The 15,935-nt window shown below is 61.5% G+C and carries 17 protein-coding genes; 8 read left to right on the top strand and 9 right to left on the bottom strand.

The window, feature by feature from the left end; all coding sequences use genetic code 11:
* Positions 1–6: 6 nt before the first annotated feature.
* Entirely contained in the window at positions 7–696 is a 690-nt protein-coding gene (gene pth, locus ACN2XU_RS06625) for an aminoacyl-tRNA hydrolase (RefSeq protein ID WP_419409618.1), read from the bottom strand.
* 70 nt (positions 697–766) lie between these two features.
* Here pth and hmuQ point away from each other — a divergent pair, with 70 nt between their 5' ends.
* Positions 767–1,084 carry a heme-degrading protein HmuQ gene (gene hmuQ / locus ACN2XU_RS06620; protein ID WP_419409617.1) on the top strand — a complete coding sequence of 106 codons (318 nt, stop codon included), beginning with the start codon at positions 767–769 and terminating at the stop codon, positions 1,082–1,084.
* A 111-nt stretch (positions 1,085–1,195) separates the two neighbouring features.
* Here the strand turns inward: hmuQ and ACN2XU_RS06615 are convergent, their stop codons facing one another.
* Positions 1,196–1,825: a 50S ribosomal protein L25/general stress protein Ctc gene (locus ACN2XU_RS06615; protein ID WP_419409616.1), complete on the bottom strand. Its 630-nt coding sequence runs from the start codon at positions 1,823–1,825 to the stop codon at positions 1,196–1,198.
* A gap of 199 nt (positions 1,826–2,024) precedes the next feature.
* On the opposite strand from ACN2XU_RS06615, the gene ACN2XU_RS06610 reads away from it, so the two are divergent.
* Positions 2,025–3,170 carry an MFS transporter gene (locus ACN2XU_RS06610; RefSeq protein WP_419409615.1) on the top strand — a complete coding sequence of 382 codons (1,146 nt, stop codon included), beginning with the start codon at positions 2,025–2,027 and terminating at the stop codon, positions 3,168–3,170.
* A gap of 183 nt (positions 3,171–3,353) precedes the next feature.
* Here the strand turns inward: ACN2XU_RS06610 and ACN2XU_RS06605 are convergent, their stop codons facing one another.
* The 3 genes from ACN2XU_RS06605 to ACN2XU_RS06595 form a co-directional block, all read right to left on the bottom strand.
* Entirely contained in the window at positions 3,354–4,097 is a 744-nt protein-coding gene (locus ACN2XU_RS06605; protein WP_419409614.1) for a hypothetical protein, read from the bottom strand.
* A complete protein-coding gene (locus ACN2XU_RS06600; protein WP_419409613.1) occupies positions 4,094–4,876 on the bottom strand; it encodes a hypothetical protein in 783 nt (260 codons plus the stop codon). The genes ACN2XU_RS06605 and ACN2XU_RS06600 overlap by 4 nt, the downstream gene beginning before the upstream one ends.
* 134 nt (positions 4,877–5,010) lie before the next feature.
* Positions 5,011–6,174 (bottom strand): alpha-hydroxy acid oxidase, encoded by a 1,164-nt coding sequence (locus ACN2XU_RS06595; protein ID WP_419409612.1) that lies wholly within the window; start codon positions 6,172–6,174, stop codon positions 5,011–5,013.
* 163 nt (positions 6,175–6,337) lie between these two features.
* Here ACN2XU_RS06595 and ACN2XU_RS06590 point away from each other — a divergent pair, with 163 nt between their 5' ends.
* Both ACN2XU_RS06590 and ACN2XU_RS06585 read left to right on the top strand, forming a co-directional pair.
* Positions 6,338–6,883, top strand: coding sequence for a heme NO-binding domain-containing protein (locus ACN2XU_RS06590; protein ID WP_419409611.1), 546 nt, complete (start codon positions 6,338–6,340; stop codon positions 6,881–6,883).
* Positions 6,884–8,272, top strand: coding sequence for an ATP-binding protein (locus ACN2XU_RS06585; protein WP_419409610.1), 1,389 nt, complete (start codon positions 6,884–6,886; stop codon positions 8,270–8,272).
* Between the two features lie 425 nt (positions 8,273–8,697).
* Here ACN2XU_RS06585 and trpA read toward each other — a convergent pair whose 3' ends face one another.
* Positions 8,698–9,489 (bottom strand): tryptophan synthase subunit alpha, encoded by a 792-nt coding sequence (trpA, locus tag ACN2XU_RS06580; RefSeq protein WP_419409609.1) that lies wholly within the window; start codon positions 9,487–9,489, stop codon positions 8,698–8,700.
* 139 nt (positions 9,490–9,628) lie between these two features.
* On the opposite strand from trpA, the gene ACN2XU_RS06575 reads away from it, so the two are divergent.
* The 3 genes from ACN2XU_RS06575 (at position 9,629) to ACN2XU_RS06565 (ending at position 12,085) form a co-directional block, all read left to right on the top strand.
* Positions 9,629–10,519 carry an NAD-dependent epimerase/dehydratase family protein gene (locus tag ACN2XU_RS06575; protein WP_419409608.1) on the top strand — a complete coding sequence of 297 codons (891 nt, stop codon included), beginning with the start codon at positions 9,629–9,631 and terminating at the stop codon, positions 10,517–10,519.
* A 93-nt stretch (positions 10,520–10,612) separates the two neighbouring features.
* Positions 10,613–11,566 carry a polyphosphate kinase 2 gene (gene ppk2 / locus ACN2XU_RS06570; protein WP_419409607.1) on the top strand — a complete coding sequence of 318 codons (954 nt, stop codon included), beginning with the start codon at positions 10,613–10,615 and terminating at the stop codon, positions 11,564–11,566.
* A 66-nt stretch (positions 11,567–11,632) separates the two neighbouring features.
* The gene (locus tag ACN2XU_RS06565; RefSeq protein WP_419409606.1) at positions 11,633–12,085 is read left to right on the top strand and encodes an NUDIX hydrolase; all 453 of its coding nucleotides are present in this window, start codon (positions 11,633–11,635) and stop codon (positions 12,083–12,085) included.
* A gap of 252 nt (positions 12,086–12,337) precedes the next feature.
* Here the strand turns inward: ACN2XU_RS06565 and ACN2XU_RS06560 are convergent, their stop codons facing one another.
* Positions 12,338–12,769: a helix-turn-helix domain-containing protein gene (locus ACN2XU_RS06560; protein WP_419409605.1), complete on the bottom strand. Its 432-nt coding sequence runs from the start codon at positions 12,767–12,769 to the stop codon at positions 12,338–12,340.
* A gap of 70 nt (positions 12,770–12,839) precedes the next feature.
* Between ACN2XU_RS06560 and ACN2XU_RS06555 the strand changes: the two genes are divergently transcribed.
* Entirely contained in the window at positions 12,840–14,069 is a 1,230-nt protein-coding gene (locus tag ACN2XU_RS06555) for an MFS transporter (RefSeq protein WP_419409604.1), read from the top strand.
* A 429-nt stretch (positions 14,070–14,498) separates the two neighbouring features.
* Here the strand turns inward: ACN2XU_RS06555 and ACN2XU_RS06550 are convergent, their stop codons facing one another.
* Positions 14,499–14,936 (bottom strand): hypothetical protein, encoded by a 438-nt coding sequence (locus tag ACN2XU_RS06550; RefSeq protein WP_419409603.1) that lies wholly within the window; start codon positions 14,934–14,936, stop codon positions 14,499–14,501.
* Between the two features lie 356 nt (positions 14,937–15,292).
* The gene (locus ACN2XU_RS06545; RefSeq protein ID WP_419409602.1) at positions 15,293–15,922 is read right to left on the bottom strand and encodes a TetR/AcrR family transcriptional regulator; all 630 of its coding nucleotides are present in this window, start codon (positions 15,920–15,922) and stop codon (positions 15,293–15,295) included.
* Positions 15,923–15,935 lie beyond the last annotated feature (13 nt).

Here is a 15,935-nt window from a genome sequence, read left to right as displayed (position 1 = left end):
GGCATCTCACCGGAATTTATCCGCGAGCTTTTGCAGCGGGCTGCGATTGTCGTCTTTGGTCTCGGGCTTTGGGTCCGGTGCGGCAGCGGGGGCGTCTTCCGGCTTTTTTGCCGTCTTGGAGGAGCGCGGCGGCGCAGTCCGCTGCGCAACGGCGTTGGAGAATTTCGACGGGTCTCCCGCCGCGAGCGCCGCAGCGCCATCGGAGATCCCGCGCATCAGATCATCGAGCCAGTCCTCATCCGCCTTGTGAAAATCATGCAGCACGTAGGCGGCCACCAATTCCTTGCGTCCGGGATGCCCAATCCCAAGGCGAACCCTTTGATAATGCTCTCCAATATGCGCGTGGATCGAGCGCAGACCGTTGTGTCCGGCATGGCCGCCCGCCATCTTTACCCGGCATTTTCCGGGGGCCAGATCCAGTTCGTCATGAAACACGGTGACATCGCCGGGTTCCAGTTTGTAAAAGCGCATGGCCTCGCCCACGGACTGGCCGGACAGGTTCATGAAGGTCTCCGGCTTCAGCAGCAGCACCTTCTCGGAGCCAAGCCGCCCTTCGCAAAGCTGGCCCTGGAATTTGGTTTTCCATGGGCCAAATCCGTGGTCCGCCGCGATGCGGTCCAGCGCCATGAAGCCGATGTTGTGACGGTTGCCCGCGTATTTCGAGCCGGGATTGCCGAGGCCGACGAAAATCTGCACTGATGCCTCCAAGGTCGCATTTGATGCCCTAGTTAGTCCGATAAGGCCTTCAAAACAACGGGAGAGACCGATGTATCTGACAATGAACCGTTTCAAGGTGGTCCCGGAACGCGCCGCGGAGTTCGAGGCGATGTGGACATCGCGCGATAGCCACCTGAAACAGGTGCCGGGCTTTCGCAGTTTTGCCCTGATGAAGGGGTCGGAGCAGGCCGATCATGTGCTCTATGCCTCCCACACGATCTGGGAGGATGAAGAGAGCTTCCGGGCCTGGACGAAATCCGATGCCTTCCGCGCGGCGCACAAGGGGGCCAAAACGTCCGAGGGCCTGTACCTTGGCCCGCCCGCGCTGGAAGCCTTCGAGGCGATACAGGTCTTGGAGATCGAATAAGAGCCTGTAAATCAAGACGCTATGCGTGGATATTCATGCAGTACATTAAGAAAGGGCCCCCGCCATAAGCAGGGGCCCTTCGTCTCGTCAATCAAAGCAGTGAGGCAGCAATTATGCCTCTTCTGCCTCGGTGGTCTCTTCTGCTTCCGCTTCGTCTTCGGATGCCTTCAGGCCCGACGGAGCAGAGAGGTTTGCGATCACGAAATCACGGTCGATGGTCGGCTTTGCGCCTTCCGGCAGGGTGACGTCGCTGATGTGCACGATGTCGCCGATGTTCAGCTTGGAGACGTCCACGGTGATCTTCTCGGGGATGTCACCGGCGGTCACGACCAGTTCGACTTCCGGACGAATGGCAGTCAGAACGCCGCCCTTCTTGAGGCCCGGAGCCGCTTCTTCGCCCACGAACTCAACCGGAATGAACAGGTTGATCTTCGAGGTGCGGCGCAGGCGCATGAGGTCGACGTGCGTCGGCAGGTCCTTGACCACGTCCCGCTGCACATCGCGGCAGATCACGCGGACGTCGTCGTGGCCTTCAACCTTGAGGTTGAACAGCGTCGACTTGAAGCGGCCTTGCTTGAGGCGCTTGAGCAGAACGTTGAACGGAATGTTGATCGGCAGCGGATCGTTGTCGCCACCAAAAACAATCCCGGGAACGAGGCCGTCGCGACGTGCCTGACGAGCGGCGCCCTTGCCTGTCCCCGTCCGTTCCTGAGCTTCGAGATCCGGAATCTCTCCAGCCATGATACTTCTCCAATATGTTAGGGCAGGGTGCCTCCAAGGCTGTCACCCCGCGTTCAGGCTCGTGCGCGTAAACCGGATTACCCCGCTTGGCAAGTTGATTCGGGGACGGGGGGTGTTTTTGTGACCGAACCCGGCGTGGAAACAATCGGAAATCTTTGGTGTCTGGACAGTGTGAAATCGGCGTGAACTATGCGCTCGCATGATCAAGGATTTGTACATCGCGCGCGGCCCGCTCTGCGCATTCGTGGCCGAGGGTCTGTGTTGGGGCAGTTTCGCCGCGCTGGTTCCGGCGCTCAAGCGGCAGGCGGGGCTGTCCGATGCCGGGCTTGGCACGGCTTTGCTGATCGGGGCGATTGTGGCCTTTGGCGCGATGTGGCTGGCGCCGCGGCTGGAGCCAGTGTTGTCGCGCTGGATGCTGCCCGTTCTGAGCGGCGTCATGGTGGCGGGTTTCTTGCTGGTGGGCCTGGCGGAGAGCTGGCTGATCTTCTGCCTCGCCATGGTGATCGCGCCGGTGGGGGCTGGGAGCTGCGATGTGGCGATGAACGCGCGCATATCCGTGCTTGAGGCGCGGCATGGCCGGCCGCTGATGAACATGGCGCATGGCATCTTTTCTCTTGCCTATGCCTGTGCCGCGATGGCGGGGGGGCTGGCGCGGGAGGTGGGTTTTGGCCCCTTCGCCGTCTACAGCGTGATCGCGCTGATCATTGCCGGGCTGGCGGTGGTGATGCTCGCGGCGCCGGTTTCGGATCAGGACGACGACGCGGGGGCGGGGCATGTGCCGGGGCTTGGATGGCTGGGGCTGCTGCCGTTCGGGCTGATCGTGCTGATCGGGTTCATGACGGAGCAGGGGACGGAGGGGTGGTCGGCGCTGCATCTGGAACGAGGGCACGGCGCGGGGGCGGCGGAGGGGGCGCTGGGACCTGCGATCCTGGGGCTGACGATGGCCTTTGGGCGGTTCTCGGGACAGGCGGTTGTGATGCGGTTTTCGGAGAGCGTCGTCTTGCGATTCGCGGCGATGCTGGCGGCGGTCGGGGCGGTGGTCGCGGCCTGGGGGCCGGGGATCGCCTTTGGGTATGCGGGTTTTGCGATGGTCGGGCTTGGGGTGTCGGTGGTGGCGCCGATGGCGCTTGCCTGGGCGGGGCGGGTGACGCCTGCGGGGCAGAAGGCGAAGGCGATCAGCCGGGTGGCGGTGATGGGCTATGCGGGGTTCTTTATCGGGCCGCCGATCATGGGATTTTTGGCGCAGGGATTCGGGCTGAGCTGGTCGTTTACGGTGATCGCGGGGGCGCTCTTGCTGGTGCCTTTGGTGCTGGTGCCGTGGGGACTGCGCGGGGCCCCCCGTTGAGACTCGTCCCAGAGTTGTTTCGCGCGCGAAACAGTGTTTGTTAACAATGGGTTAATATTCTGTGATGTGTTCGCGGAGCTTGCATCATCATCGTTGTACATGGGCAGACATCCATCCGAGATGTTTCTGGATGGTTACTTTTGCAAATTCAGGTAGAGTCACACTTTTGCGTTGGTCTGCTGATTAAATCTCTGGTAAGTTCAATTTTTGTCTTTCTTCTGGCGCGATCATAAGACGCCCTTCTCGCACAATGTATTCAATGAACTCCGCTACATCGGAGTCTTCCGCAATCCAGTAGACTTGATTGTTCTCTAAACTTGCTCTCAAAGCAGTTTTAAAATGCCTGTGCCGAAATGACGACTTGCGCGCCATTAGTTGCGAAATAATTCTATGCGTGCTGGAAAAGTTGGGGCTTTCGGACAGTTCTTCGATATATCTATCTAATTTATCATCATCATCGTCGCCCAGTCGCGAGGTCTTTAATTCAATAGATAGAAAGTGTTCACGGATTTTTGCGTTCTCAATTATATTGCTGAGGCGAACGATGGCGCTATACTCAGCTTCCTTTGATGATCCTATAAAGCGTAGCGCGGAGAGGTGTGCTGAAGGGCTTTTTTGGATATAGTCAATATGAAGTTCTATAAATTTTTCGACTTCGCGACGATCTCCAGTTATGCCTTCACGAGTGCCATTAAAAAATGAAAACACTTCCGGATCACCTGCCATGACCTTCATTCGTCTAGTCGCGTCTCCCAAAATTCTCTTTTCATATCCACGAGGGAGAAGTTGAAAACTTTCGGTTACTCTACCGTTGCTCGATGTCGGAATCACTAGACCGCGCGCTTGATCGGTCTCAAAAAGCGGTATGCAAAACTGCGGAAAGCTATCTGTAGGTATCAGAACGCCATGGTAGTAGAAATCTCTCATATTGTCCCCTGATCTTTGTAGTATTCAAGGATCTTGCTGTATATTAGCGGTGTATGATCGGAAGACGAAGCGCTGAAGACTGTGTACGTTATAGGTACTGCCTGAAGAGTCTCTGTTACAAAGGAAACAACTGTAGTATCCTCCAGATATTGCTCTGGCAAAACAACAGCATCCACTGTTTTGGAGTTCAGAGGTTGTGCGTGGTCGATTTGAATTTCTACTGCAAATCGTCTGTCGTCGATAGTCGAAAGCGATTTGTCGTTGGCGAGGATGTTTAAAGCCGTCATTTCAGCGTCCAAAATCCCCAGGTGAAATTCATTCTTGAAGTCATTTTCATTCTTACCGTCGAGTGAGAAAAACTTCTCGACGCTGGTAAATAACGCCCCAACTATTTTTCTGGGGTTGTTTAACGATGGCGTGGCCTCAAAATTTCCAATTTTCATTTTGCTTATGTAGTCTGGATGTCTATTGCCAACGAATGCGCCGCTGTCAAATGGATAGATTCTTTTGATCGGAGACAGCGCAGACAGTGGGACCATGAAACACACAGGCATTTCAAACGGTCTTGATTGTGCGAGCGAAGTGTAGGGCTTATAGGAAGGCTTTCCGTAAAAATAATATAGCAAGTCCTCGCCTTTGAACACGTTGCACGGTCGAGGTGTAAGTTCGGCAGTGTCGATGATCTCTTGGAGATTGAAAGCTTGTGTCGTGTGAACCGCCGGCAATTCTTCGCTGGGTATAATATTGTTTTTGTTCAAGAAATCATCTAGTTTTGACACGGTTTGGTCGCTCTTAATTGAACTGTAACAATTTATGCGGCAACTGCCGCCTCTAGTCCACGCGAATAGTACATTCGGAGCGCGTGCGCTAGATGTTCGACGAGTCTAGGCCCGCTAAAGACTTGGGATTCCACTCACCCCCAGTCCCCCGAAAACCCCTTCGGCACCATCAGAATATCGCGGTCGACGCCTTTGATGTCGCGGTGGCCGCAGAGGGCCATGGACATGTCGAGTTCCTTGTGGATGACCTCCAGCGCGCGGGTTACGCCGGCTTCGCCCATGGCGCCGAGGCCGTAGACGTAGGCGCGGCCGATCCAGGTGCCTTTGGCGCCCATGGCGCAGGCTTTGAGGACGTCCTGGCCGGAGCGGATGCCTGAATCGATGTGGACTTCGATCTTGTCTCCGACCGCGTCCATGATTGGTTCCAGAGCGCGGATGGAGGACAGCGCGCCGTCGAGTTGGCGGCCGCCGTGGTTGGAGACGACGATGGCGTCGGCGCCGACGTTCAGCGCCTCCAGCGCGTCGCGCGGGTCCATGATGCCCTTGATGATCAGCGGGCCGTCCCACATTTTGCGGAATTGCCGGATGCGGTCCCAGTTGAGCGACTGGTCAAAGCTCTCGGCGGTCCATGTGGTCAGGGAGGAGGCGTCCGAGACCCCCTTGGCGTGGCCGACGATATTGCCGAAGAAGCGGCGTTTGGTCTGCAACATGCCGAGGCCCCACTGGACCTTTGTCATCATGTTGGCGACGGATTTGGGGGTGAGTTTGGGCGGGGCGGAGAGGCCGTTTTTCAGGTCCTTGTGGCGCTGGCCCAGCAGTTGCAGATCGACGGTGATGACGGCGGCGGAGCAGTTGGCGGCCTTCGCGCGGTCGAAGAGGTTCTGCATGAAGGCGTCGTCTTTGAGCGTGTAGACCTGCATCCAGAAGGGTTTGGAGGTGTTCGACGCCACGTCCTCGATGGAGCAGATGGACATGGTGGACAGGCAGTAGGGGACGCCGAATTTCTCGGCGGCCTTGGCGGCTTTGATCTCGCCATCGAAGTGCTGCATCCCGGTCAGGCCGACGGGGGCGAGGGCGACGGGCATGGCGACGTCCTGCCCGATGAGTTTGGTGGCGGTGGAGCGGTTGGCCATGTCGATGGCGACGCGCTGGCGCAGGTGGATGTCATCGAAATCGGAGGAGTTTTCGCGGAAGGTCTGTTCCGACCACGAGCCGGATTCGCAGTAATCGTAGAACATTTTCGGCACGCGTCGGCGGTAGATGCGCTTGAGGTCCTCGATTTCGGTGATGACGGGCATGGGCGTGATCCGGTTCTGGCTGCTGCTGAGTTCGAATTGGTAAGGTAAGGTTACCAATGTTGGCGCAAGGCCGCAATGCACGGATGGTCGTGTCGGGCGATTTTAAGCGGGCCTTCACGGGTTTGGCGTAAGGGCAGGGGAGGTGTGCCGCGGAGGGCTGATCATGAAAGGGCTGGTGTTCACGGAGCTTCTGGAGATGGCCGATGCCGCGATTGGCGAGGACGCCGTGGATGAGGTTCTGGACGGGCTGGTATTGAGTACGGGCGGGGCGTATTCGGCGGTGGGCTCGTACCCCTGTTCGGAGTTGTTCGAGATCGTTGCGGCGTTGAGTGTCCGCACGGGGCTGCCGGGGGAGCTGCTGCAGCGGCAATTCGGACATTGGATGTTTGGTCGGTTCGTGACAGGGTATCCGGCGTTCTTTGCGGGCAAGCAGACGGCGCTGGAGATGCTGGACGCGATCGAGAGCGAGGTGCATCTGGAGGTGCGCAAGCTCTATCCGGGGGCGGAGTTGCCCCGGTTCGAGACCATCGTGCACACGGATGGCGAGATGGTGCTGGATTACCGCTCGCCCCGGCCGCTGATGGCGTTTTGCCGGGGGTTGGTGGAGGCCTGTGTGGCGCATTTCGGCGAGCCGATGGAGATCACGGAGACGCGGGAGCGCAAGGACGGCCTGTACGGCGCCTGTTTCCTGCTGCGCCGGGCGGGGTAGATGGTGCAGCACGACCCTCCGAAGGGGCCGCAGGACGGCGACCGGGTCAGCCGTCGGCGCTATGAGCGCGAGCGGCGGGCGCGCAAGGAAGCGGAGGCGCTTCTGGAGGGGAAGACGCGCGCGCTGTACGAGGCGAACGAGGCGTTGAGGGCGCAGGCCCGGCGTCTGGAGGCCGAGGTGCGGCGGCGCACGGCGGATCTCGAAGCGGCGAAGGTCGAGGCGGAAGATTCCAGCGCCGCCAAGAGCGCGTTTCTCGCGATGATCAGCCATGAGATCCGAACGCCCCTGAACGGGCTGCTCGGGATGGGGGCGGCGCTGACGGAGACGACGCTGGATGCGGAGCAGGCGGAGATGGCTTCGCTGATGCTCTCGTCGGGCGATACGCTGCTGACGTTGCTCAACGACATTCTCGACCTGACCAAGATCGAGGCGCGGCAGATGGAGGTGGAACGCATCCCGCTGGACCTGCCCGCTCTGGCCGCCAGCGTGCAACAGCTCTTCGCGCTCAAGGCGCGGCAGAAGGGGCTGACACTTGCGGTGAATGTGGAGGACAGCGCCTGGCGGCATATCCTGGGCGATCCGACGCGGCTGCGCCAGGTGCTGAGCAATCTTCTGTCCAATGCGGTCAAGTTCACCGAAGCGGGCGACGTCACGCTCCGGCTGTGGATCGACGCGGGCCTGGGCCACTGTGTCGTGATGGACACCGGCCCCGGCATCGACGAGGATCAACGCGGGCATCTGTTCGAGGCCTTTGCACAGGCGGGCAGCTCGATCACCCGGCGCTTCGGCGGCACCGGGCTTGGCCTGACCATCGCGCGGGAGATCTGTCGCCTCATGGGCGGGGATTTGACCTATACGCCCCGCCCCGGCGGCGGCGCGGTGTTTCATGCCACGTTCGAGGCGCGCGAAGTGGCGCCGTCCTCAGGCCGGGCCGAGGCCCCGTATTCTGAATGCGAACGCTTCCTCGCCAGCCGCCCATGGCGCATTCTCGCCGCGGAGGATAATCAGACAAACCAGCGGGTAATCGATCTGATGCTGCGCCGCTACGGCGTTTCGCTCACCATTGTGGGGGATGGCGCGGCGGCGGTGCGGGCCCATTGCGCGGAGCCGTTCGACCTGATCTTGATGGATGTCAACATGCCGGAAATGAACGGTTTGGAAGCGGCGAGCTTCGTGCGTCAGTTCGAGCATGCCCGCGACCTGCCGCGCGTGCCGATCATCGCGCTGACCGCTAACGCCATGACGCATCAGGTCCACCAATATCTCAAGCAGGGCATCGACTCCCATGTGGCCAAGCCGGTCCGCCGCGCGGTTCTGGCCGAGACCATGGCACGCCTGCTGCGCAGGGCGCAGGACGAGACCTCGGCGAAGGATCGCGCGACGCTCTGACGGCTCACCGGCTTGATCACCCGAAGTTGCGCCGGAACCGGGCGACCCTGGCTTGCGCCCCGGCCGCCTGCGCTCCGCGCCCTCGGGTGCGCGCGCAGCCTTGTCCGTCTTTGGTCCTGAAATACCTCGGGGGGCCGCCCGCAGGGTGGCGGGGGCAGCGCCCCAAGGATCACGCGACGCTCTGACGGCTCACCTGCTTGATCGCCCGAACACGCGCCGGAACCGGGCGACCCTGGCTTGCGCCCCGGCCGCCTGCGCTCCGCGCCCTCGGGAGGAGCGCAGCCTTGTCCGTCTTTGGTCCTGAAATACCTCGGGGGGCCGCCCGCAGGGTGGCGGGGGCAGCGCCCCCATGAGCGTTTCCGAAGGAAACGCGACCCGGTCGGTCGCGTCAGCGACCGAAACCTCTGGCCATCACGCTGCGCGGATCAGGCGGAATGCGCCCCGTCGGCCAGCGTCTTGACGAAGGCCAGCACGTCTTGGGTGCTCTTGCCGGCCGCGATTTCAGAGACGATCGCGGAGCCGACCACGCAGCCATCCGCGACGCCGGCAATCTCCCGCGAGGTGTCCGGGCTGCGGATGCCGAAGCCGACGATGACCGGGATGTCGGTCTTTGCCTTGATCCGTGCCACTTCGGGGGCCACGTCGGCGGCCTGCGCGGCGGCGGCGCCGGTGATGCCGGTGATCGAGACATAATAGACAAAGCCGGAGGTGTTCTGCAGCACCTTGGGCAGGCGCTTGTCATCGGTGGTGGGCGTGGCGAGGCGGATGAAGTTGAGGCCTGCCTTCTGCGCCGGGATGCACAGTTCGTCATCCTCTTCGGGGGGCAGGTCGACGATGATCAGCCCGTCGATCCCGGCCTCCTTGGCCTGTGTCAGGAAGGTGTCGACGCCGCGCGAATAGATCGGGTTGTAGTAGCCCATGAGCACGATCGGCGTTTCATTGTTGTCTGCCCGGAAGTCGCGGACCATCTGCAGCGTGCGGTCCAGCGTCATGCCGTGGGCAAGCGCGCGCTGTCCGGCAAGCTGGATGGTCGATCCATCGGCCATCGGATCGGTGAAGGGCAGGCCCAGTTCGATGATGTCCACGCCCGCGCCGGGCAGGCCCTTCATCACGGCGAGCGAGGTTTCCACGTCCGGATCGCCCGCCATGATGTAGGAAACGAATGCTTTCTTTCCTTCGGCCTTCAGCTTTGCGAAGGTGGCGTCGATGCGTGTCATGGGTATCCCTCTTGCCGTGTCTGGTCCTGTTGCCGGATGCGCGGGGGAAAATCAATGGCTTCTCGCATCAGGTGGGCTACATCGCGGGGGCGCGGGTGGCAAAACCGCGAAACAGTGCAGGACAGATCGGGAGGACATCATGCGGATTGCGTTCACAGGGGGCAGCGGCAAGGCTGGCAAACATATTCTGCCGATGCTGGCGGCGGCGGGGCATACGGTTCTGAACCTCGATCTGCAGCCGTTGGAGGCCGAGGGGGTCGACAATCTGATCGTGGATCTGACCGATCCGGGGCAGGTGTTCTCGGCGCTGTCGGGCTATGCCAATTTCTCCGAGCTGGCGCCGGGGACCGGCGTGCCGGGATTTGACGCGGTGGTGCATTTCGCGGCCTTGGCGCGCATCCTGATCGCGCCTGATTGCGAGACCTATCGGGTCAATACGCTGTCGACCTACAACGTCATGGAAGCGGCGGTGAAGCTCGGCATTCCGAAGGTGGTCTTTGCCAGTTCGGAGACGACCTATGGCATCTGTTTCGCCGATGGGACGCGTAAGCCGGAGTATATTCCGGTGGACGAGGATCATCCGGTGGTGCCCGAGGATGCCTATGCGATGAGCAAGGTCTGCAACGAGGTGACGGGCCGGTCGTTCCAGCAGCGCTCAAGCATCGACATCTATGGCCTGCGGATCAACAACGTGATCGAACCGCATGAATACGCGCGCGATTTCCCGGCCTATGTGGCGGATGCGGCGCTGCGGGAGCGCAATATCTTTGCCTATATCGACGTGCGCGATCTGGGGCAGATGGTGATGCGCTGCCTGGAGGTGGACGGGCTTGGCTATGAGGTGTTCAACGTCGCGAACGACGATCTGTCGGTGGGCGCGAGCAACGCGGAGGTGCGTGCGCGGTTCTACGACGGGGTGCCGGTGAAGCGCGAGATGTCGGGCAACGAGACGATGTACTGCAACCGCAAGGCGAAGGCGATGCTCGGCTTTCAGCCGAAGCATTCGTGGCGGGACGTTCTGGACGGCTGACCTAAGGAAAGGCGGGCGGTTTGACAGGGGTCAAGGTGCGCGTTTGTGTGCGGGGGTAGAGTCGCGGCACGCCATAGACAGAAGGATGCCCGCATGACCGAGACCGCCATTCCGACCGCCCCCTTGCCCGAGGCGGCCGTCGCTGCCGCCAATGAGGCGGGAACCGAAGCGCCGAAGGCCCCGGCCAGGCCGCATCCGACGGCGGACGAGATCCGCCGCGCCTTCGAGACCGGCGCCTATCCCTACAGGGGGCGGCTGTCGCGGCGCGCCTATGAAAAGGAAAAGGCGCAGCTTCAGGCGGAGCTGTTGAAGGTGCAGCTTTGGGCGCAGGAGACCGGGCAGAAGTTCGTGCTGCTGTTTGAAGGGCGCGACGCGGCGGGCAAGGGCGGCACGATCAAGCGCTTTACCGAGCACCTCAACCCGCGCAACGCCCGGGTGGTCGCCCTGAACAAGCCGACGGAGCAGGAGCGCGGGCAGTGGTATTACCAGCGCTACATCGAGCACCTGCCGACCGCCGGGGAGATCGTGCTTTATGACCGCTCCTGGTACAATCGCGCCGGGGTCGAGCGGGTCATGGGCTTTTGCGAGCCGAACGAATACCTGGAGTTCATGCGCCAGACACCGGAGCTTGAACGGATGTTGGTGCGCTCGGGGATACGGCTCTACAAATACTGGTTCTCGGTGACGCAGAAGGAACAGAGAACCCGCTTTTCCAGCCGGGAGACCGATCCGCTCAAACAGTGGAAACTCTCGCCGATCGACAAGGCGAGCCTTGGCCGCTGGGATGATTATACGGAGGCCAAGGAGGCGATGTTTTTCTACACCGACACCGCCGATGCGCCCTGGACTGTGATCAAATCCGACGACAAGAAACGCGCGCGGCTGAACTGCATGCGGCATTTCCTGAGTACGGTGGACTATCCCGGAAAGGATGAGAGTATCGCGCAATTGCCCGATCCGCTGATCGTCGGCGGCGCGGGGCATGTGATCCACCGCGCCGACCATATCCTCGGCACGGCGCTGCATCCCGATACGCGCAAGGCGTGAGCGGGGCAGGAGGCGCGCCCCCCCGGCGCGCTTGTCATGGTCAGGACAGGTGCGTAGCCTTCGGGCATGAGCACCTGGCGTCCAGCCCCCCGCATCCGTCTCAAAGCCCTGGGCCTGCACTGGCGCGGGGGGCGGCTGCTTGCGGCGGAGGTGCGCGATGACAGCGGGCGCGTGAAGGGCGTGCGCCCCCTGGGCGGGACGGTCGAGTTCGGCGAGACATTGGAGGCGGCCGTGATCCGCGAGTTTCACGAAGAGCTCGGGATCGTGGTCACCGCCCATGGCCCACCGGTGTTCATGGAGAATATCTATAGCCACGAAGGCAGCCTCGGCCATGAGATCCTCGCGCTGTTTGAGGTGACCTTCCCGCCGGAGGCCTTTGCCGGTGTCACCCGGATCGATTTTACCGAAGACAGCGGCGTGGCCTGCGCGGCGGAGTGGGTCGCGCTTGAAGCGTTGGATCTGCCGGGCCAGCCAAAGCTCTATCCCGACGGCCTGAAAGCGCTTTTGACCCGCCGTTGAGTGGACCGCCCGGGGGCGGGCGGATCATCGCGATTTGTGACGATCGGCGGTTCCGGACTTGCCGCTTTTTGTGCATGGACCGTCTGGCGAGACAGGATCTGGGGCTTCACCGCGGCGGTCAGACCGTTGACGGTCTGTATTCGGCTGCAATGCGGACGCGGTGCGTTCCCCGAAGCGGACCTCCACGGTTGTGTGCAGCATCGGCGGGCAACGGACGTCAGGCAGGCGGGACGAAGCTGCCATTTGTTCCGACTAACCCGACGTTTGCAAACGCGCCTTGATCCCTTTTCGTCGCCGTTTTCCAGCCAGGTCGACGAGGCGTCTGAACGTCGGACACTCCATATGGGACGGAGCCGGGCAGTCGGCCACATGGCGCAGGGTATCGCGTAGAGCGGTCAGCTCTCCAATGTGCCGATCAAGTTCATCTGCACGGTCATGCAGGTCCTTCCTGGGCAGGTCGGGCTTGCCGTCTCGACCGAACATTGCCGAGATGTCCCCAAGCGAGAAGCCCGCCGCCTTCCCCATCGAGATCAGCGCAAGCTGCAACAGGACATCAGGTTCGAACTGGCGCCTCAGCCCGCGTCGAGCGACCGAAGATATCAGACCAATCTCCTCGTAGTACCGCAGGGCCGATGCCGGGACACCGGCCTGTCGCGACACCTCGCCGATATCGAGCAGTCTCATGCTTGACCTCAAGTTGACTTCAATTCGTAAGGTGCCTTCCTGTAGCGATTCTCGCAAGTGGAGGAAACAGATGAAGACTCTCGACTCATCGGAGCTAAAGGCTGCGCGGCGTGGAGTGATGTTGTGTCTTTCGCTATCCATGGTACTGGCCTCGCTGGGAACCAGCATTGCCAATATCGCACTCCCAACGCTCGCATTGGCCTTCGACGTGCCGTTTCATTGGGTGCAGTGGATTGTGATCGCCTATCTGGTGTCGATCACGCTTTTCGTTGTGATCGCCGGGCGTCTCGGGGACGTTTTCGGTCGGCAGCGGATGCTCCTGCTTGGTTTGGTTCTGTTCTCGCTGGCATCCGCGCTGTGCGGTCTGGCATCCAGCCTGTGGATGCTGATCGCTGCTCGGGCGATTCAGGGGATCGGCGCGGCGTTTATGATGACGCTCACCATCGCACTTGTGCGAGAGACAGTCGGGACCGAGCGTGTCGGACGGACCATGGGATTGCTCGGTACGATGTCGGCGGTGGGCACGGCGCTCGGCCCGTCTCTCGGCGGCGTGCTGATCGACTGGGTCGGATGGCCTGCGATCTTCTTGGTTCTGGTTCCGGTCGGTCTGCTGGCCGCCGGATTGGCTTTGCGGTTCCTGCCAGCGGTCGCGCCGGTCGAGAAAACGCCGCGATTGAATGTGTCCGCTCTTGGCAAGAGTGGCGTCTTTCCCGGCCTGGCGGTTAACTTTCTGGTGGCGAATGTCATGATGGCCACGTTGGTGGTCGGGCCGTTCTACCTCGCCTTCGCGCTCCACCTGCAAGAGGCGGTTGTCGGTCTGGTGATGTCGGTCGGGCCGGCCCTCTCGATCTGCACCGGCGTGCCGTCGGGTCGATTGGTCGATAGCTGGGGGAGACGGCGGGTTCTGGCGCTCGGGCTGGGAACCCTTGCCGCCGGAGCACTTTCGCTGTCGGTGCTGCCCGCGACGTTTGGCGTCGTCGGCTACATCGCGGCAATCGCGATCCTGACGCCGGGATACCAGATGTTCCAATCCTCCAATACCGTGATGGTGATGGCAGATGTGTCCGCCGACCAGCGCGGCGCGGTGTCGGGCCTGCTTAACCTGTCACGCAACATCGGCCTCATATCCGGAGCGTCCGTCATGGGAGCCATTTTCTCAGCCGGCGTCGGAAGCGCCGCCATTGAAGATGCTCCCTCCGCTGCGGTGACCGATGGCTTGCAGATCACGTTCCTGCTCGCCGGACTGTCGATCTTGGTCGCGTTGTGGTTCCTACGCCGTCTCGGGTCGGATCACGTCTGATGGTAGACGGCTCCTTCAGCAGGTCGTCAAAGCCGCCATTCGTGCGCGCCGCAGCATCGGTCGACGTGGGCTCGTTCCCGACCTTCGCTGCGCGGCCGGGCCAAGCGCCTGGTCGCCCATCAGGCGGCCGTCGCTCCCGGCCCAAATCCGCCCTCGACCCGGGGTGTCGGTTGCTGCGGCGCGGCCCGTTGAGCCAGCCATTCGCAGCGGTTGCAAAATTGTCGACGTGGCGACCTCATACCCTGCGGACCGACCCGCGCTTTGACCAAAGGCTGCGTCAAGTCGGAAAAACCAGGGCTCTTTTCGTCTCATGCCGTGGGGCCAGATAGCAAGTTGTTGGCTTGCAGCCCGCCAAGGGGATTTCCCTCCACCGTCCACCAACGTCCGCTGAGACTTCAGGAAACTTGTGAAAACAAGGTTTCCTCAGCTTCAACCGAACCGGTCCTTCAAGGTGGCGCTTACGGGATCTCCTTCAGAGACCAGCAGCTGGATACCGCTGAAACGCCAGCCATCTGCGCGCTTTTTCAGGATCATGAAAGAGGTGTAAGTGTCCTCCGCCAGTTCGACGCCATTTCGGAGAAACCGAGTCTCGTATGTGGCCCAGATGGTGTCTTCGCTGGTGAATTCCGCTTCAAGGCAACGGCGAACCATGTCGCTAAGCTGCCTGACCTCGATGGAGTGCACGAGGGCTTCGCATATCGCTCTCATCTCGGCGCGGTTCGTGGCAACCACTTTGCCCGCCATGGTCTCGATGGTGCAGGGGATGTCGCTGTATGCCATCATCATATCGATGTCGCCGGACAATGTTGCTCGGGCGTGCCTATCAAGGCCGTCCTGCACGATCTCCAGAGCCTTGTCAGACGCCATTTTCAATCCCCGCCGCATCGGTTTGCAACAACAGCAAAAGTCCCGACCTTGGCAAGAGGAATATGGTCATGCGACGAGGGATTGGAACGCCAAGGTGACGCTTGGACCCCGTTCGGTCATGCGGCAGCGCGGCGGGCACCTTCCGGTTCGGGTTCGCCTGCCGTCAATCTCGGCCCGACGCTGCCGTTCATCGCCGGACCCAACGCCACAACGCAGCTTCACCAGACCAGCCGTTCATCCATCGTGCAGCATTTTCGCGGGGCGAAGGTCGGCAGCGCGGACCGTCCCGACATTCGTCGTGGGCCCGTAACGGCAGGCGATCGGCGACATTGGGTAAAGTCGGGGACGATGCCGTTTCAGCGGCGCGCGAGATTTGCAGGGCTTTCGTTCAGGGCGGGCAACACGGCCTGGTCGACCAGGCGGACCAGCAGGTCCCTGTCGATCGCGACCCGAAGGATCAGGGCGCGATAGGCGGCCATGGAGGGGATGATCTGGGCGGCCAGTGCGATATCTGCCGTTGCGGGGATCTCGCCGCGCGTCATGGCGCGCTCCATCAGAACCGTATTCGCCGCGATCCATGGCTCGAAAATCGAATAATCGCCCGTTTCGGCCAGTCCCGGCATCTGGCTGAGCATCGACACGACCCCCGCCATGGCGCGCAAGATCCGGTCCACCTGCGCGCTGTCCTGAGGCTGGAACAGGGCCAGGAGATCGCCTCGCAACGTGCCCGTATCGGGCAGCGCGTCAAGGTCGACCTGTTGTGCCTTCATATGCGCGACCGCATCCAGCACCAGGTCGGTTTTCGTCGGCCAGCGGCGATACATCGTGCCTTTGCCAGCCTGCGCGCGATCCGCGACTTTCGCCGTGCTCAACCCGTCATAGCCGACCTCCGCCAGCAGATCGATCGTCGCCTCGAGAATGGCAACATCTCGCTCGGGGTCGCGTTTGCGACCTCGCGGGGCAGGGGGAAGGTCAATTTCTGTCAAGGGCATTTTCTAT

Source organism: Pacificoceanicola niger (assembly GCF_048553275.1).
In the GTDB taxonomy this organism is placed as follows: domain Bacteria; phylum Pseudomonadota; class Alphaproteobacteria; order Rhodobacterales; family Rhodobacteraceae; genus Pacificoceanicola.
This window is presented reverse-complemented; position numbering and strand designations above follow the sequence as displayed.

What these genes read in the sequence shown, in the direction of transcription:
- ACN2XU_RS06595 (WP_419409612.1), bottom strand. Translation starts at nt 6,174, where the DNA reads ATGCCCGTCATCACCGAAATCGAGGACCTCAAGCGCATCTACCGCCGA.
- trpA (WP_419409609.1), bottom strand. Translation starts at nt 9,489, where the DNA reads ATGACACGCATCGACGCCACCTTCGCAAAGCTGAAGGCCGAAGGAAAG.
- ACN2XU_RS06565 (WP_419409606.1), top strand. Translation starts at nt 11,633, where the DNA reads ATGAGCACCTGGCGTCCAGCCCCCCGCATCCGTCTCAAAGCCCTGGGC.
- ACN2XU_RS06590 (WP_419409611.1), top strand. Translation starts at nt 6,338, where the DNA reads ATGAAAGGGCTGGTGTTCACGGAGCTTCTGGAGATGGCCGATGCCGCG.
- hmuQ (WP_419409617.1), top strand. Translation starts at nt 767, where the DNA reads ATGTATCTGACAATGAACCGTTTCAAGGTGGTCCCGGAACGCGCCGCG.
- ACN2XU_RS06560 (WP_419409605.1), bottom strand. Translation starts at nt 12,769, where the DNA reads ATGAGACTGCTCGATATCGGCGAGGTGTCGCGACAGGCCGGTGTCCCG.
- ACN2XU_RS06550 (WP_419409603.1), bottom strand. Translation starts at nt 14,936, where the DNA reads ATGGCGTCTGACAAGGCTCTGGAGATCGTGCAGGACGGCCTTGATAGG.
- ACN2XU_RS06555 (WP_419409604.1), top strand. Translation starts at nt 12,840, where the DNA reads ATGAAGACTCTCGACTCATCGGAGCTAAAGGCTGCGCGGCGTGGAGTG.
- ppk2 (WP_419409607.1), top strand. Translation starts at nt 10,613, where the DNA reads ATGACCGAGACCGCCATTCCGACCGCCCCCTTGCCCGAGGCGGCCGTC.
- ACN2XU_RS06605 (WP_419409614.1), bottom strand. Translation starts at nt 4,097, where the DNA reads ATGAGAGATTTCTACTACCATGGCGTTCTGATACCTACAGATAGCTTT.
- ACN2XU_RS06585 (WP_419409610.1), top strand. Translation starts at nt 6,884, where the DNA reads ATGGTGCAGCACGACCCTCCGAAGGGGCCGCAGGACGGCGACCGGGTC.
- ACN2XU_RS06575 (WP_419409608.1), top strand. Translation starts at nt 9,629, where the DNA reads ATGCGGATTGCGTTCACAGGGGGCAGCGGCAAGGCTGGCAAACATATT.
- ACN2XU_RS06615 (WP_419409616.1), bottom strand. Translation starts at nt 1,825, where the DNA reads ATGGCTGGAGAGATTCCGGATCTCGAAGCTCAGGAACGGACGGGGACA.
- ACN2XU_RS06610 (WP_419409615.1), top strand. Translation starts at nt 2,025, where the DNA reads ATGATCAAGGATTTGTACATCGCGCGCGGCCCGCTCTGCGCATTCGTG.